The following is a 17,735-nucleotide window of genomic DNA, read 5'->3' as shown; positions in this document are numbered from 1 at the left end:
AAGCAATTAAAAATTTATTTAATAATTTCTATCCTTTAAAAAAGCGTGATAAACACTGTTTACGCCCCCCGTGAAAAGGCTGAAAACTATTATCATTTTTATTATAAGAGCGATAACGCGCACGGCAAGATTCAATATGTTGTTTAAGCATCCATGGCTCTTTTTTTTCTAATTTTTCCGAAGAAGACGTTAAAAACACTTTTTTAGCATCTGGTACAACTTTTAATGATGCGCTTTTTGTGCTTAAGTGCGGTGACGTAACAAATGCCACTTCAGGATACCACCAATTATCACTATATTTACGATAACCACGCCGATAATGACGATAACCTTTAAAACCATTAAGTTCTCTACGCCCCGTAAAAATCAAAGGCACCGAACTATCTTGGACAGAAGTCTGAGTAACCAGTTTGGCTTTAGCATCACTCCTATTTTGCCCCCAATTAACAAGAGTAGTTGTTATAATGAAAAAACTGCTAACCAATACAAAAGCTAAAGCATAATATAATTTTTTTTTCATACTCATAACGCAAAACTCAAAATAATAAACAACAGTAATTACAGAAAGCCTTTCTCTTTCTAGACAGAAACAGATTCTTTTCTTAAGACTCTTTTTTCTTGAGACATTCTGTTACTCTTTGTACTAAACGTTGATCTTGGTAATAAGATCCTTCAAAAAAGAATGAATAAATGATGATAAAAACCCCCTACTACCTTATAGACAAATCGAAACTCATCAAAAACATGCAAACAATTTCTCGTTTACGGGAAATGTCTGGAGCTAAAATTTTACTTGCTTTGAAATGTTTTGCTACATGGAGTGTTTTTGATTTAATGTCCGAGTTCATGGATGGAACCACATCATCATCCCTTTATGAACTGCGTTTAGGAAGAGAAAAATTTGGCAAAGAAACCCATGCCTATTCGGTTGCTTGGGCCGATCATGAAATTGATGAAGCCTGTAGCTATGCAGACAAAATTATCTTTAACTCAATCCAACAGCTTCAACGTTTTTCTAACGCTAGCAAAACCATCCAACGGGGTTTGAGGTTAAATCCAGGAATCAGCGCATCCAATTTTGATCTTGCCAATCCCTCCCGCCCTTTTAGCCGCTTAGGCGAAACCAATCAAAGCGCTATAAAAGAAGTTCTACCCCTCATAAATGGCCTAATGATCCACAACAATTGCGAAAATGCTGATTTTAATCTTTTTAACCAAATGCTGAATCACATGGAAGAAAAATTTGCAGAACTTTTCGCTGCGGTTGACTGGATAAGCCTTGGTGGCGGAATCCATTTTACAGCTGAAAATTATCCTTTAGAATCTTTCGCAAAACGTTTAAAACAATTTTCTAAAACCCATGGTGTTACTCTTTTTCTAGAACCAGGAGAAGCTGCTATCGCCAAAAGCACCACATTAGAAGTCAGTGTTCTTGACACATTGTATAATGAAAAGAATCTTGCCATCGTTGACAGCTCAATTGAAGCACATATGCTTGATCTTCTCATTTATCGTGAAAATGCCAAATTAGAGCCCAATCAAGGACCATACGAAATTATGATTTGTGGAAAATCTTGTCTTGCCGGCGATATTTTTGGAACATTTCAATTTCAAAAACCTCTTAAAATAGGCGATCGGCTGTCTTTTCAGGATGCAGCAGGTTATACAATGGTCAAGAAAAACTGGTTTAATGGCGTTACAATGCCTGCTATTGTTCTCAAAGAGTGCGATGGTACATTAACACTTCAACGCCAATTCAGCTATAACGACTATCAGGAAAGTCTTTCATAAAGATCAACCATAAAAACGTCATACAACAGTATTAAAAAGGAGATGAACCTACAATGAAAAAAAATGTTCTCATTATTGGTGCTGGAGGTGTTGCACAAGTTGTTGCACACAAATGTGCTCAAAACAACGATATTCTTGGTGAAATTCATATTGCTTCACGAACACTCAAAAAATGTGAAGCCATCATTGCTTCTATTAAAGAAAAAAACACTATGAAAGAACAGGGTGTTCTCAAAAGCCATTCGCTCAATGCCATGAATGTAGAAGAAACTATAAAGCTCATCCAAAAGACCAAATGCGAAATTGTCATTAATGTTGGTTCTGCCTTTCTTAATATGTCTGTTCTTTCAGCTTGTATTGAAACCAAATGCGCTTATATCGATACAGCGATCCATGAAGACCCCTTGAAAATTTGTGAAACACCTCCTTGGTATGGCAATTATGAATGGCCTCGGCGTCAAGAATGTGAAAAAGCTGGTATAACCGCTATTTTAGGAGCAGGTTTTGACCCAGGTGTAGTGAATGCCTATGCAGCATTAGCGCGCGATAATTATTTTGATAAAATCACAGATATTGATATTATTGATATTAATGCCGGAAATCATGGGCGTTGGTTTGCTACAAATTTTGATCCAGAAATTAACTTCCGTGAATTTACAGGACAAGTATGGTCATGGCAAAATAAAAAATGGACTTCCAATAAAATGTTTGAAGTCAGCCATGAATGGGATCTTCCCGTTGTTGGAAAACAAAAAGCCTATATGACAGGACATGATGAAATTCATTCATTATCAAAAAATCTCGATGTGGAGAATGTTCGTTTCTGGATGGGATTTGGTGAACGTTATATCACTGTTTTTACGGTTCTAAAAAACCTCGGACTCTTATCCGAACAACCGATTAAAACGGCAGAAGGTCAAGAAGTCGTGCCCTTGAAAGTCGTGAAAGCCGTCTTACCCGACCCTTCCTCTCTCGCCCCAGACTACACAGGAAAAACCTGTATTGGAGATCTTATTAAAGGCGAAAAAGATGGACACCTGCGAGAAATTTTTATCTATAATATAGCCGATCACAAACAAGCTTTTCATGAAACTGGAGCACAAGGCATTTCCTATACCGCTGGCGTACCAGCTGCTGCTACAGCCCTTCTCATTGCTACAGGCGAATGGGATGTTAAGACTATGGTCAATGTAGAGGAATTACCACCCCGCCCTTTCCTTAAATATCTTGATCGTATGGGGCTTCCCACTTTTATAAGAGAACAACAAGAGGATAAAAAATTAGAATTTTAAATTTATACCTATAGAAAGCATATGCTTGATTTTTTAAGTTATCAGAAAACTGCCCAATGAAAACAAACTTAATATTCTCATGTAATTATGGTTTTCAAAAAAATTTTAGCTATTCGTTATATTTTGGCAACATTACGATTTCTTAACAACCTTAAAGAAGAAACATATCATCTTTCTAAGACATAACAAGCAATGATCAAGAAAAACAGAGAAGCAAAAACTAATTTAATCACACTGTATAACTTGTCATTATCATCAAAAAGATAGTGTGATAAAGAAAAGATATAAAAATACCGCTCTTTTAAAAAAGAGTGGTATTTTGTAGAATATTCAATCCCTCCCCTCTTTATCTTAAATGACAAAGATCCTTAACCCGCTCCAATCATTAAACAATTCAATTTCTTTGAGCGAATTCCTCTTGGCTTCCCTCTTCACATGATTCATTTTCATATATAATACATTGATTTATAACAATAAATATCATTTTCAACTTGATTCATAACGCTGAAAACTGTAATATTCTCTTATCGCAAACTCTCTCACATTGAATCAATTAATATCTTTTGTCTGCACATCACAAACAGAGCAAGAATGTGAGTAAAAATAAGAAAAGAATAAAAATTTCTCTTATAAAAACTCTCAAATAATAAAGAGCTTTAGCAATATTGAGAACTGAAAAAGTGCATTATAATGTCAGCGTATACGTTTACTAAACATAAAGATGATGATGCACAAATAGGTCTTATAACAATTTGAATGAATTTTATATATTTCAAGAGGAACTTTACAGCTATACCATTAACGAGCACCATCGTGAAATAGGTTTGCGCATTTTGAGAGATGTGTTCTTAAAACAAAGCACGCAAATAGGCTCAGAACCCTATCCTAAATATTTTATAATAGTATAAAAACCACCCCATATGTAAAACTTTACATAAACCAAACAAACACCACCGCTCTAAACAATAATGCACAACAGGATAATCAATAAAAACTACACAACTGAATTTTAAAACAGTAATTATAGAAAAGCATACAACAAACGGAATATTTCAATACAATTGGTTGTATTCCTTTTTAAAGTTTTAAAATGTTGTTGTATGCTTCACAAATATTTTTTGCCTCCTGTGCCTTTTAAAATGTACTTTTTAAAAGCTTTTTAAATATGAAGTGGTTTAGCAAATGTTGCCAAAGCTGCCTCACGCACGGCTTCTGATAAGGTAGGATGTGCATGGCAACAACGCCCCAGATCTTCTGATGAACCACCAAATTCCATTAAAACTGCAATTTCATGGATCATTTCACCAGCACCAAATCCAAGAATATGCCCCCCTAATACCCGATCTGTTTTTTTATCAGAAAGGATTTTAACGAACCCATCACTCTTTTGCATTGCACGAGCACGACCATTAGCCATAAAAGGAAATTTGCCAACATTATATTCAATACCAGCAGTTTTTAGCTCTTCTTCTGTCCTTCCTACACTAGCAATTTCCGGCTGTGTATAAACAACACTAGGAATGACATCAAAATTAACATGCCCTTTTTGACCTGCCAAAATTTCTGCCACAGCAACGCCTTCTTCCTCTGCTTTATGCGCTAACATTGGCCCTTTTACGACATCACCAATCGCATAAATTCCTGGAACATTCGTCTGCCAATGGGCATCAATTGCAATAAATCCGCGTTCATCTAACTGAACACCAGCCTCCCCTAAGCCAAGCCCCTCCGTATACGGAGAACGTCCAGTAGCAATAAGCACAACATCAGCCTCTAAAGTTTCAGCTGCACCACCTTTGACGGCTTCAAAAGTCACCTGAGCAGTTGAGCCAGATTGTGTAACAGCTGTCACCTTTGTTCCCGTCTTATATTCTATCCCCTGTTTTTCCATTAATTTCTGAAATTGCCGTGAAACTTCACCATCCATTGAGCCCAAAATTTTATTAAGATACTCAATAATGGTAACTTTAGCACCTAAACGGCTCCAAACTGATCCAAGTTCTGAACCAATAACACCAGCACCCACTACAATCATATGCTCTGGTACTTTTTCAAGTGAAAGGGCTCCCGTAGAAGAAACAATAGTCTTTTCATCAATTTCAACATTCACACCTGGAATGCCTGAACTCTCTGAGCCCGTAGCAATAATAATATTTTTTGTTTCAATTGTTTGTTTATTACCATCTCTGGCAACAACTTCCACATGACCCGCACTCAAAATTTTAGCTGTCCCCAAAAAAGTATCAACTTTATTTTTTTTCATCAAAAAAGAAACGCCACTTGTATTGGCTGTCACCACAGCTTTCTTATGAACCATCATTTGTTCAAGATTAAGCTTAGATTTGCCAATAGAAATACCAAGTGTTTCAAAACCATGCTGGGTTTCAGAAAACACTTCTGAAGCATGCAACAACGCTTTAGAAGGAATACAACCAACGTTGAGACATGTTCCTCCTAATGTTGTACGCTTTTCAATAATCGCTACTTTAAGTCCCAGTTGTGCAGCCTTTATTGCTGCTACATAACCACCTGGACCCGCTCCGATCACAGCCACATCATAAGACATCCGTTTCTCCTTTCATCCTGGAAACTGTATTTACAAATCAAGAACAAGGCGTTCCGGATCTTCTAAGCTTTCCTTAACACGCACAAGGAAAGTTACAGCTTCTTGCCCATCCACAATACGGTGATCATAAGAAAGCGCTAAATACATCATGGGGCGGATCACAACTTGGCCCTCAACAACCATTGCTCGCTCTTTAATCGCATGCATTCCCAAAATACCAGATTGTGGTGCATTCAAAATCGGTGTTGACATCAACGATCCATACACACCACCGTTGGTAATGGTAAAAGTTCCCCCTTGCATATCAGAAACGGCTAATTTTCCATCACGCGCAAGACGCCCCAAACGACCAATCTCTTTTTCAATCTCTGCCAATGACATTTGATCTGCATCTCGCACTACTGGAACAACAAGCCCTTTATCCGTTCCAACAGCAATTCCAACATTGACATAGTTTTTGTAAACAATATCTGTCCCATCAATCTCGGCATTAACAGCAGGAAGTTCTTTTAATGCATGACAAACAGCTTTGGTAAAAAAACCCATAAAACCAAGTTTAACACCATTTTTCTTTTCAAAAAGGTCCTTATAACGCTTGCGCAAATCCATCACCGCTGACATATCAACCTCATTAAATGTGGTTAACATTGCTGCTACATTTTGTGCATCTTTAAGACGGCGAGCAATTGTTTGACGCAATTTCGTCATACGAACCCGCTCTTCACGTGTTTCTTGGACAGGAGTTGCCGAAGAACTCGTCGCAGAAGAAGAGGGTGTAGGGGCATTTGTACTTTGTTTTAATCCACCAAGAACATCTTCTTTAAGAATTTGTCCACGTTTTCCAGAACCTGAAATATCGCTTTTTGCAACATTATTTTCAGCCATCAATTTTGCTGCTGAAGGAGAAGGAGGCATTGTACTGCCCGAAGCAGGCTTCTCCGATTCAGATGAAGCCGCTGGAACAAGTGTAGCAGAAGGTGAAAATGATTGGGAGACACCAGCTTCTCCAGCTTCCACCACTCCTAAAAGAGCATTTACTTCAACCGTATCGCCTTCTTTTGCAATGATTTCAGATAATTTTCCTGCAACAGGAGAAGGAACTTCAACGGTCACCTTATCAGTTTCTAATTCAACCAAAGGCTCATCCATAGCGACAGCTTCGCCAAGTTTTTTAAACCATTTGCCAATCGTTGCTTCGGTAACCGATTCGCCCAAAGTAGGAACACGAATTTCAGTAGTCATAATATTTTTCCATACATCAGAGTAGTAATAAATTAAGAACCTAACGCGTCTTTAAGAAACGCAGCCAGTTGTTCAAGGTGTTTCACCATTAACCCAGAGGCCGGTGACGCACTCGCAGGACGCCCTGCATAACGAGCACGTGAATATTGCGCATTAATATGCGTCAAAACCCATTCCAAATAAGGCTCAATAAATGACCAAGCCCCCATGTTTTTTGGTTCCTCTTGGCACCAAAAAACTTCCGCCTGCAAAAAGCGCGACAACACATTCACCAAAACTTTAGCAGGAAAAGGATAAAGTTGTTCAACACGAAGGAGGTAAACATCATCAATACCCTTTTTTTCACGTTCTTCATAAAGGTCGTAATAAACCTTACCAGTACAAAGAACGACACGGCGAATTTTATTATCTTTCTGCAACTTAATGACAGAATCTTTGAGACATTCTGCATCATCAAGCAACACACGACAGAAACTTGTTTCTGGCCCCATTTCATTGAGAAGAGAAACAGCTCGCTTATGACGTAAAAGTGATTTCGGTGTCATCAAAATCAATGGCTTACGGAAATCACGCTTAATTTGTCGACGCAAAATATGAAAATAATTTGCAGGGGTTGTACAATTAGCAACCTGCATATTATCTTCCGCACAAAGTTGAAGAAACCGTTCTAAACGTGCAGAAGAATGCTCCGGCCCTTGCCCTTCAAAACCATGAGGCAATAAACACACAAGACCAGACATACGAAGCCACTTACGCTCTGCGGATGAAATAAATTGATCAAAAATGACCTGTGCACCATTAGAGAAATCACCAAATTGTGCTTCCCAAAGTGTTAATCCTCGTGGTTCAGCAAGAGAATATCCATATTCAAAACCAAGAACAGCTTCTTCAGAAAGCATAGAATTAACAACTTCATAAAGCGCTTGCCCTTTTTGTAAATGATTCAAAGGAATATAACGCGCCTCATTTTCTTGGTCATAAAGAACTGAATGACGTTGTGAAAAAGTTCCCCGTTCAACATCCTCACCGGAAAGACGAACCGGTGCCCCTTCCAAACAAAGTGAACCAAAAGCTAGAGCTTCAGCGGTTGCCCAATCAACACCCTCACCGGTTTCAAAAATTTTAGCACGATTATTTAAAAAACGTTGAATGGTTTTGTGAACGTGAAAATCTGCCGGAATTTCGACAATTTTCTGACCAATTTCCTTTAAAATTTTTAATTCAACACCGGTTGTTCTAGAATGTTGTTCATCAGAACTACTAAAAGCTTTGAGACCCGTCCAGCTTCCATCAAGCCAATCAGCCTTATTAGGCTTATAAGAAGCACTTGCTTCAAATTCACCTTCAAGCTTATCGCGCCATAATTTTTTTTGTTGCTCAATCTCTTCTAAAGAAATCACCCCTTCTGCTACCAATTGGTCACTATAAAGCTGAAGTGTTGTTTTATGATTACGAATTGCCTTATACATAAGCGGCTGCGTAAAGGAAGGCTCATCACCTTCATTATGCCCATAACGGCGATAACAAAACATATCAATAACCACTGGTTTATGGAAAATTTGGCGAAACTCTGTTGCTATTTTGGCAACAAAAACAACTGCCTCAGGATCATCACCATTCACATGGAAAATTGGTGCATCAATCATTTTTGCAACATCTGATGGATAAGGCGAAGAACGTGAAAAACGTGGAGATGTTGTAAAACCAATCTGATTATTGATAATAACATGAAGTGAGCCTGCAACACGATAACCTTTAAGACCTGAAAGACCAAAAGTTTCTTGGATAACGCCTTGTCCTGCAAAAGCAGCATCACCATGAATAAGCAGTGGCATCACTTTTGAACGCTCACTTAATGAGAGTAAATCAGTATGCGCAGGTCCCATAAGTTGATCTTGTTTAGCACGTGCTTTTCCTATAACAACCGGATCAACAATCTCAAGATGAGATGGATTGGCCAACAGCGATAAATGAACTTTTTTACCATCAAATTCAAGATCAGCTGAAGTTCCCAAATGATATTTGACATCACCGGATCCCTCCACATCATCAGGCTTATAAGATCCCCCTTTGAACTCATGAAAGATAGCCCTATGCGGCTTGGCAAGAACTTGTGAAAGAACATTTAAACGACCACGATGTGCCATTCCTAAAATAACTTCCCTAACCCCTAAAGCACTACCACATTTGATAATCTGTTCAAGAGCGGGAATCAGCGCCTCACCACCATCGAGTCCAAAACGCTTTGTACCTTTATATTTAGTGTCTAAAAACTGTTCGAAACCTTCCGCCTGAATAAGCTTATTAAGGATAGCTTTCTTGTCTTGTTGTGTGAAAGAAATTTTTTCATCTCGCCCTTCAATGCGTTCTTGAAGCCATGCTTTCTGAACCGGATCAGAAACATGCATATATTCCACACCGATTGTTGAACAATAAGTACGGTTGAGAATTTCAAGCATTTGTGGAATAGTTGCATATTCCAACCCTAAAACATTATCAATAAAAATGGGACGCTCGTAATCAGCTGGAGTAAAACCATAAGCTTCTGAAGAAAGTTCCTTGTAATCTTCTTGTTTTTCGACCAATTGAAGAGGGTCAAGCCGCGCACGAAGATGCCCCCGTGCTCGAAACGCACGAATCATCATAATTGCATGAACGGAATCACGTGTTGCACGAATAACATCTTGCTCACTGGAAGTTTTTCCCTTTTGTGCAGCACCTGTTATTGCTTTTTCCTTTAATTTATCACCAAGATATTTTTCAAGAGAAGACCAATCACCATCAAGAGCAGAAACCAATTCTCCATTTGCCTTTACTGGCCAATGATCACTTTGCCATGTTGCCCCTTCAGCATTTCTGAGAACATCTTCTTTATTATCATGAAGTCCTTCAAAAAAAGCACGCCACTGTGAATCAACACTGGTAGGATCTTTTTCATATTGAGCATAAAGTTGATCTATATAATCCGCATTGCCACCATAAAGAAATGATGTCTGTGCAAAAAGGCTATTTATTTCGTCCTGCCTTGCCATATACCTCTCCGGAACATCTATTCCGTCTCCTTATATCTCTTTTCGACCTTTAAATGCTTACAAAACAAGCAATGATTCAAACATTCAAAAAAGTTTTACCTTTTTATACTCAAGTTTTTTCACCTGAATCTAAGAACTTTTTCTTATTCAGGTGAAATTTTCTTTTAGCCCTTCAAAACTGACATCAAAGTCTTACCTATCTGTGATGGTGAAGGAGACACTCGAATCCCTGCTGATTCCATTGCCGCAATTTTATCTTCTGCTCCACCTTTACCACCAGAAATAACAGCACCAGCATGTCCCATTGTACGTCCTGGAGGAGCTGTACGGCCAGCAATAAAGCCAACAACTGGTTTTTTACGACCTTTTTTTGCTTCATCTTGCAGAAACTGTGCTGCTTCTTCTTCAGCAGAACCACCAATCTCCCCAATCATAACAATAGACTGAGTTTCATCATCCGCTAAAAACATTTCCAACACATCAATAAATTCAGTGCCCTTAACAGGGTCGCCACCAATCCCTATCGCAGTTGTTTGCCCGAGACCTTCCTGACTCGTTTGAAAAACGGCTTCATAAGTTAAAGTTCCCGACCTCGAAACAACCCCAACAGAACCTTTTCTAAAAATAGAACCAGGCATAATACCAATTTTACATTCATTTGGTGTAAGAATACCAGGACAATTAGGACCAATAAGACGAGACTTTGAGTTTTCTAATCGCGCCTTCACTTTAACCATATCCATAACGGGAATACCTTCCGTAATACAGATAATTAAACGAACTTCAGCTTCAATAGCCTCTATAATAGCTGCCGCAGCCCCTGCAGGAGGAACATAAATAACAGAAGCATCCGCGCCTGTTTTTTCCTTTGCTTCTGCAACATTAGCAAAGATAGGAAGAGCTTCGCCTTTTGAACCTTCCCATATTTCTCCACCCTTTTTAGGATTAACACCCCCAACCATTTGCGTACCATGATAAGCAAGCGCCTGTTCTGTATGAAATGTTCCTGTTTTTCCTGTAAGCCCTTGAACTAGAACTTTTGTCTCTTTATTCACAAGAATCGACATAGCTTAAGCTCCCTTCACGGCTGCAACAATTTTTTGGGCAGCATCATCTAAATCATCAGCAGGAATAACATTCAAACCACTTTCATTGATAATTGCTTTACCCTGCTCAACATTAGTGCCTTCAAGACGAACAACTAAGGGAACCTTTAAACCAACCTCACGAACAGCAGCAACCACACCTTCAGCAATGACATCACAACGCATAATACCACCAAAAATGTTAACCAAAATGCCCTTAACATTTGGATCGGCCGTAATAATTTTAAAAGCAGCTGTCACCTTTTCTTTTGACGCTCCACCACCAACGTCAAGAAAATTTGCAGGCTCAGCTCCATAGAGTTTGATAATATCCATTGTTGCCATAGCAAGACCCGCACCATTAACCATGCAGCCAATTGTACCCTCAAGAGCAACATAAGCAAGATCATGCTTTGATGCTTCAATTTCTTTTGGATCCTCTTCTGAAAGATCGCGTAATTCTAAAATATCTGGATGACGAAACAGAGCATTATTATCAAAAGAAACTTTTGCATCAAGAACACGTAAACGACCATCTTTCATCACAATAAGCGGATTGATTTCTAAAAGGCTCATATCTTTTTCACAAAATGCCTTATAGAGAATCGGAAAAAGCTTTTCACCATCTTCTCGCGCACTACTTTGTAGTTTCAATGCATCACAAAGTCTTGCACAATCAACCGAAGTAACACCCTCTACAGCATCAATGGGAAGCGTGAATATTTTTTCTGGTGTCTCTTCAGCAACCGTTTCAATATCCATTCCACCTTCTGTTGAAACAACAAAAGCAATTCGACCAACGCTACGATCAACCAAAAGTGAAAGATAAAGCTCCCTTTCAATATCAGCACCATCCTCAATGTAAAGACGATTGACCTGCTTACCCTCTGGACCCGTTTGTTTGGTTACCAAAGTTTTACCAAGCATTTCTTGAACATTTGCAACAACTTCTTCAACAGATTTTGCAAGCCGAACACCACCCTTTGCATCAGGACCAAGTTCTTTAAACTTACCCTTACCACGACCACCAGCGTGTATCTGACTTTTAACCACATAGAGAGGTCCGGGCAATTTTTCCGCCCATTTTTCAGCTTGCTCAACAGAATAAACAGCAACACCATTTGCAATTGGTGCTCCATATTCATGAAGCAGACGTTTGGCCTGATACTCATGGATATTCATGCATTTGTCCTTTTCTTTTATGGATCATTATTAATCCTAAAGTTTTAATATTCTAAATACTTAGTTTTAATGAATTAAATCTTGTTCAATTTACTTGAGACTAGGCACAAGAGCAATACAAGCTTCACAAAGCTTTTTAACTGCATTTACTGAATGATCAAAAGCATCTCTTTCTTCTTTATCAAGATCAATTTCAATGACTCGTTCAACACCACCTGCACCAATTACAACAGGAACACCAACGTAGGTATCATTAACCCCATATTCTCCTGAAAGATAAGCTGCAACAGGCACAACACGCTTAGTGTCCTTTAAATAGGCCTCAGCCATAGAAACAGCAGAAGCTGCTGGTGCATAATAAGCAGAACCTGTTTTTAACAAACCAACAATTTCTGCACCGCCATCACGGGTACGCTGGATAATTTGATCAATTCTTTCCTGTGTTGTCCAGCCCATCTTTACAAGATCAGGCAAAGAAATACCACCAACCGTTGAATAACGCACGAGAGGAACCATTGAATCACCGTGCCCTCCTAAAACAAACGCTGTCACATCTTTAACAGAGACCTTAAATTCCTCAGATAAGAAATGACGAAAACGTGCTGAATCAAGAACACCAGCCATACCAACCACTTTATGTGTAGGGAGACCTGAAAATTTCTGCAATGCCCACACCATCGCATCAAGGGGATTGGTAATACAAATAACAAATGCTGAAGGCGCGTATTTTTTAATTCCAGCTCCAACTTGTTCCATCACCTTTAAATTAATTCCCAAAAGATCATCTCGGCTCATACCAGGTTTTCGCGCAACGCCTGCTGTTACAATAACAACATCAGATCCTTCAATTGCTTCATAAGCATTAGCACCTTTTAGACTGATATCAAAACCGTCAACGGGAGAAGATTCGGCGATATCTAGAGCCTTACCTTGTGGCACACCTTCCGCAATATCAAATAAAACAACATCACCAAGCTCTTTAAGCCCAATAATATGTGCTAAAGTACCACCAATCATACCTGAACCAATGAGAGCTATTTTTTTTCGTGCCATTTTATTTTTTCCTAACTTTTAGATAATTCAGCGCACACCCATCAGCGTCCGTATACTGAATATTTTTGACTTCAACCATATTCAAACAATATCATAAAAAGGAGTAAAGAAATGAAATTTACAAATTTTTCTCCTTACAGAAACAACAACCCTCCGCTGAAACAACTATTAGAAAATTATCACGATGTATCGATAAAGTGAATTTAAAAAAAATACAACAGAATTATTACATTTCTTTAATTTCAAAGAGTTATTGTTTTTACAGTTTACGTAAAGGTAAAAGTATAATCAATGCTTCTTCTTCAAAAGAAAATGTTCTTCCCAAAGTTTTAAATAATCGTGGCTTTGCATTTCAAAAAGACGTGACTGTGTTCTTTGAAATTCAAATGTTTCCGTAATCTGCGCATGCCCTTTATACAAATCCCCCACCTCTGCCGCAGCCGACATAAATAACCGTATGTGGCGCTCATAAAGAATATCAATAAGCAAAATAAACCGTTTTGTTTCATTGCGACATGTATCATCCATGACCGGTACATTATCAATAAAAATCGTATGATAACGCTCCCCTAATACCAAATACTCAGCCGCTGCCAAAGGCTTTGCACATAAATCTCTATAATCAAAGCGTGCACATCCTGCACCAACACGCGGAATAGGAATAAGGCGCCCTTTTATAGAAATTTTATCAGATATCTCCTTATGTCCTTGCAATACAAGTGCCCATGCTTGATCCATGCATTCATCTGCTTTTTTCCCTAAAGGTGCTACATACACAGGCTGTAGATTTGATTTTTCAAGACGATAATCTGTTTTTGCATCAAGATTAACAACACGAACATATGCTTTCAAAACTTGAATAAAAGGCAAAAAGAGTTCACGATTTAAACCGTTATAATAAAGGTTATCCGGCGCCACATTTGAAGTCGCAATAAAGAAAATTCCTTTATCAAACAAAGCAGAAATAAGCCGCCCCAATACCATAGCATCAGCAATATCTGTTACACTAAACTCATCAAAACAAAGTACCTTTGCTTCTCGTGCAAGATCTTCAGCAACAGCTAAAATAGGATTATCTTGTTTAAACTTTTCACCCCCAGATGCTTGACGATAAAAATTAATACGCTCATGCACATCAGTCATAAAATCATTAAAATGAGCACGCTTTTTATGACCTTTAGGCAAACAAGAAAAGAACAAATCCATCAGCATGGTTTTGCCCCGTCCTACTTCACCAAAAACATACAACCCCTGAAAAGAACCTTTTTCATCCCCTTGTTTTACAACACAAGAGATATTTTGTTTTTTCCTCTTGAATATTCTATTAAAGAAAGAGCAAAATATCCAAGTCCAAGGACGAGAGATGTTTTGTTCCGCAATTTTTTTTAATAAATGATCAAAATATTCTGTTATAGCTAATTGAGCGGGATCAAAACAAACCTCCCCTTTAGAGACAAGCTCTTTATAACGTGTTGAAACGAGAATCATCCAAATAACCTTTTCAAACCGTTCTCAATGAAAAATACAAATACTTTTCACGAATCTGCCCGTCTAGCTTAGTTTTTCATAAACGATCAAAAATGATTTAACGACTTAAAACAACTGGATGATCATCAAGTGTACGTCCCTCAAAACGATCAACATTTGAAGAGTAGAGAGCAAGGATAACACGTCCAGAGTTATTATAAAAATATAATCTTTTTCCTTTAACAGCCCACGATCTCACTTGGGAAGCAATTCCTGGACAGTGTAAAGGACCAGCGCGGTACCCTTGTCCAAACTTTGTTTGCGGCGTTGCGATCCGGCAAACTTTACCCCCCATAGAAAGATTCCATACACCAGCAACACTTGCAGGAAATAAATCAGTAGCATTACTTGGCAATTCGAGACTAGCCATTCGTCCATCACTCTGAGAATCTCCTTTTTCATACATCGAAGCGTTTGCTGCCTCAGATATCGACGAAGAAGTAGATGACAGATCAGACACTTCCAATGTTGTCATTTGTTGAGATGGATAAAAAACTTCTAATGCGTTACTACCGTCATTGCTGTCAAACCGTGTTGTTGAACATCCCCCTAAAAGCATTACAGTTGATAGTGCAACGAAAAACGAAATTTTTGAAAACGACATATCTGTACTCTCTCCCACGACAATAAATAAGTTCACAAAAAAATTAAGTGAATATTTGTTATATTTACAAAGATAAATTAACAAATTAAAAAAAACAGGTTAAAATCACTTATTTTTAAACGAAATAATTTATGTACCCAATTTTATCTTTATTAAAGACTAGAAATTTATAAGATTTTCGGTCATATATCCCTTTATAAGTAATCATTAGAAATAGAGAAGTTTCATGAAAACGCCATTTAGCAAAATGGACGGTCTTGGAAATCAAATTATTGTTATTGATATGCGTGAAAGCACTCATGCTCTTACACCACAAGCAATCCTTGCTTTGTCAGCAGATCCCGAAATACACTTTGATCAAATCATGGCTATCCACACACCAACCCAGAAAAAAGCCGACTTCCGCATAGAAATATGGAATGCCGACGGATCAATGGCTAAAGCTTGTGGCAATGGTACCCGCTGTGTCGTTGCATGGCTTAAAGATCACAATTTTGGTGAAAAATTTCGTTTAGAAACTCCCGCTGGAATTATTGAAGGGACATATAAAACCGATAATCTCATTTCTGTTGATATGGGATGCCCAAATTTCAATGCAAAAAAGATGCCTGTTTCACGTGAAATAGTTGATACCAATCACGTAGAAATTACGGCTGGTCCTCTAAAAGATGCTTGTCTCATATCCATTGGCAATCTCCATGCTATCTTTTTTGTTGAAAATGATATTCAACATATTCCATTAGAAAAATATGGACCAAAACTTGAACATGATCCCCTATTTCCCGAACAGTGCAATATTTCCATTGCTTGCATAACGTCAAAGAAAAGTCTAAATTTACGGACATGGGAGCGAGGAGTAGGATTAACACAAGCATGTGGAAGTGCTGCCTGTGCAAGTGCAGTGGCTGCTTATCGTCGTGGTCTTACACAACGCCATATTGATGTAAACTTACCAAAGGGAACACTTAATATTTTTTACCGAGAAGACGATCATGTTATTATGACAGGACCAATAAAATATCAATTTAGTGGTTTTTTAAGCCCTTTAACAGGGTGCTACAAAAAGGATCACTCCTGATGGCAATAGAAATTGTAACTTTTGGTTGTCGACTTAATAGCTACGAATCGGAAATCATTCGCAAAGAAAGTACTTCTTCAGGGCTAGATCAGCTTAAAGATGGTGCTATTATCTTTAATACCTGTGCTGTCACTGCCGAAGCCGTACGACAAGCAAAACAAGCTATCCGCAAAGCACGACGTGAAAATCCTCACGCACGTATCATTGTAACAGGGTGTGCAGCTCAAACAGAAGCACAAAATTTTGCCTCAATGAGAGAAGTGGATCTCGTTTTAGGAAACGAAGATAAACTTCACGCCCATTCTTATCGTCAACTTCCTGATTTTGGTATTAACCATTCCGAAAAGGTGCGTATCAATGACATTATGGAAGTACAAAAAATTGCCCCACATATGGTCAGTGCAATGCAAGAGCGCACCCGCGCTTTTGTACAGGTACAAAATGGATGTGATCATCGCTGTACATTTTGCATTATTCCTTATGGACGAGGACCATCTCGCTCAGTTCCCATGGGTGCTGTCATAGAACAAATTAAAAAGCTGATAGGTGAGGGTATTCAAGAAGTTGTCCTTACAGGTGTTGACCTTACAAGTTATGGCCACGATCTTCCTGGAAAAGCTACTCTAGGAAAATTAACTTCAGCAATTTTGCATCATGTCCCTAACTTAGCGCGATTACGCCTCTCATCTATTGACTCTATTGAAGCAGACGAAGAACTCATCAATCTTTTAGCTTATGAAACAAGGATCATGCCCCATTTGCATTTATCTTTGCAAGCAGGTGATAATATGATTTTAAAACGGATGAAACGGCGACACTTACGCGAACATGCCATTCAATTTTGCCAAGAATTGCGTGCCAAACGTCCTACAATGGTTTATGGTGCCGACTTAATTGCTGGTTTTCCTACAGAAACAGAAGAGATGTTTCAAAACAGTCTTGTTTTAATCAAAGATTGTAATTTAACCCATCTCCATGTCTTCCCCTTTAGTCCAAGAGAAGGAACACCTGCCGCACGTATGCCACAAATCAACCGTAAAATAGTTAAGATACGTGCTGAAAAATTACGTAAAGCAGGTGAAGAGGCTTACCAAAAGCATCTTTCTCATTTGCAAAACAGTCTACAAACAGTTCTCATTGAAAAAGATGAAATCGGACGAACAGAAGATTATACTCTTGTACAAGTTAAAGGTGCAAAAGCAGGAACAATTGTTCAAGCCCTTATCGTTGATCATGATGGCGATAAATTGATTGCTGTCCTTCCAAAATTAAACGCTGCTTGA

13 protein-coding genes are annotated in these 17,735 nt (G+C 38.4%); 4 read left to right on the top strand and 9 right to left on the bottom strand.

Annotated features, from left to right (window positions below):
- Nucleotides 1–28: 28 nt before the first annotated feature.
- Nucleotides 29–526 (bottom strand): BA14K family protein, encoded by a 498-nt coding sequence (locus U736_RS0100930; protein ID WP_015857098.1) that lies wholly within the window; start codon nucleotides 524–526, stop codon nucleotides 29–31.
- Between the two features lie 167 nt (nucleotides 527–693).
- Here U736_RS0100930 and U736_RS0100925 point away from each other — a divergent pair, with 167 nt between their 5' ends.
- Both U736_RS0100925 and U736_RS0100920 read left to right on the top strand, forming a co-directional pair.
- Nucleotides 694–1,791, top strand: coding sequence for a carboxynorspermidine decarboxylase (locus tag U736_RS0100925; RefSeq protein ID WP_026500163.1), 1,098 nt, complete (start codon nucleotides 694–696; stop codon nucleotides 1,789–1,791).
- Nucleotides 1,792–1,844: 53 nt separating this feature from the next.
- Nucleotides 1,845–3,083 carry a saccharopine dehydrogenase family protein gene (locus U736_RS0100920; protein WP_015857100.1) on the top strand — a complete coding sequence of 413 codons (1,239 nt, stop codon included), beginning with the start codon at nucleotides 1,845–1,847 and terminating at the stop codon, nucleotides 3,081–3,083.
- Nucleotides 3,084–4,242: 1,159 nt separating this feature from the next.
- On the opposite strand, the gene lpdA is transcribed toward U736_RS0100920, so the two are convergent.
- The 8 genes from lpdA to U736_RS0100875 all read right to left on the bottom strand — a co-directional run bounded on the left by lpdA (nucleotide 4,243) and on the right by U736_RS0100875 (nucleotide 15,374).
- Nucleotides 4,243–5,649, bottom strand: a complete 1,407-nt coding sequence (gene lpdA, locus U736_RS0100910; protein ID WP_015857101.1) for a dihydrolipoyl dehydrogenase — start codon at nucleotides 5,647–5,649, stop codon at nucleotides 4,243–4,245.
- Nucleotides 5,650–5,679: 30 nt separating this feature from the next.
- Entirely contained in the window at nucleotides 5,680–6,891 is a 1,212-nt protein-coding gene (gene odhB / locus U736_RS0100905; protein WP_015857102.1) for a 2-oxoglutarate dehydrogenase complex dihydrolipoyllysine-residue succinyltransferase, read from the bottom strand.
- Between the two features lie 32 nt (nucleotides 6,892–6,923).
- On the bottom strand, nucleotides 6,924–9,923 hold the full coding sequence (locus U736_RS0100900) for a 2-oxoglutarate dehydrogenase E1 component (RefSeq protein WP_026500162.1): 3,000 nt from the start codon (nucleotides 9,921–9,923) through the stop codon (nucleotides 6,924–6,926).
- Nucleotides 9,924–10,087: 164 nt separating this feature from the next.
- Nucleotides 10,088–10,990, bottom strand: a complete 903-nt coding sequence (gene sucD, locus U736_RS0100895; protein WP_015857104.1) for a succinate--CoA ligase subunit alpha — start codon at nucleotides 10,988–10,990, stop codon at nucleotides 10,088–10,090.
- Nucleotides 10,991–10,993: 3 nt separating this feature from the next.
- The gene (sucC, locus tag U736_RS0100890; RefSeq protein ID WP_026500161.1) at nucleotides 10,994–12,190 is read right to left on the bottom strand and encodes an ADP-forming succinate--CoA ligase subunit beta; all 1,197 of its coding nucleotides are present in this window, start codon (nucleotides 12,188–12,190) and stop codon (nucleotides 10,994–10,996) included.
- 90 nt (nucleotides 12,191–12,280) lie between these two features.
- Complete coding sequence (gene mdh, locus U736_RS0100885) at nucleotides 12,281–13,243, bottom strand: malate dehydrogenase (protein ID WP_015857106.1); 963 nt, start codon at nucleotides 13,241–13,243, stop codon at nucleotides 12,281–12,283.
- Between the two features lie 288 nt (nucleotides 13,244–13,531).
- Entirely contained in the window at nucleotides 13,532–14,731 is a 1,200-nt protein-coding gene (gene zapE, locus U736_RS0100880) for a cell division protein ZapE (RefSeq protein WP_015857107.1), read from the bottom strand.
- Between the two features lie 97 nt (nucleotides 14,732–14,828).
- Entirely contained in the window at nucleotides 14,829–15,374 is a 546-nt protein-coding gene (locus U736_RS0100875; RefSeq protein WP_015857108.1) for an AprI/Inh family metalloprotease inhibitor, read from the bottom strand.
- A gap of 226 nt (nucleotides 15,375–15,600) precedes the next feature.
- Between U736_RS0100875 and dapF the strand changes: the two genes are divergently transcribed.
- On the top strand, nucleotides 15,601–16,452 hold the full coding sequence (gene dapF, locus U736_RS0100870; protein ID WP_026500160.1) for a diaminopimelate epimerase: 852 nt from the start codon (nucleotides 15,601–15,603) through the stop codon (nucleotides 16,450–16,452).
- Nucleotides 16,452–17,735 carry a tRNA (N(6)-L-threonylcarbamoyladenosine(37)-C(2))-methylthiotransferase MtaB gene (gene mtaB, locus U736_RS0100865; RefSeq protein WP_015857110.1) on the top strand — a complete coding sequence of 428 codons (1,284 nt, stop codon included), beginning with the start codon at nucleotides 16,452–16,454 and terminating at the stop codon, nucleotides 17,733–17,735. Before dapF ends, mtaB begins: the two co-directional genes overlap by 1 nt.

This window comes from Bartonella grahamii ATCC 700132, from assembly GCF_000518085.1.
GTDB classification, from domain to species: Bacteria; Pseudomonadota; Alphaproteobacteria; order Rhizobiales; family Rhizobiaceae; genus Bartonella; species Bartonella grahamii.
This window is presented reverse-complemented; position numbering and strand designations above follow the sequence as displayed.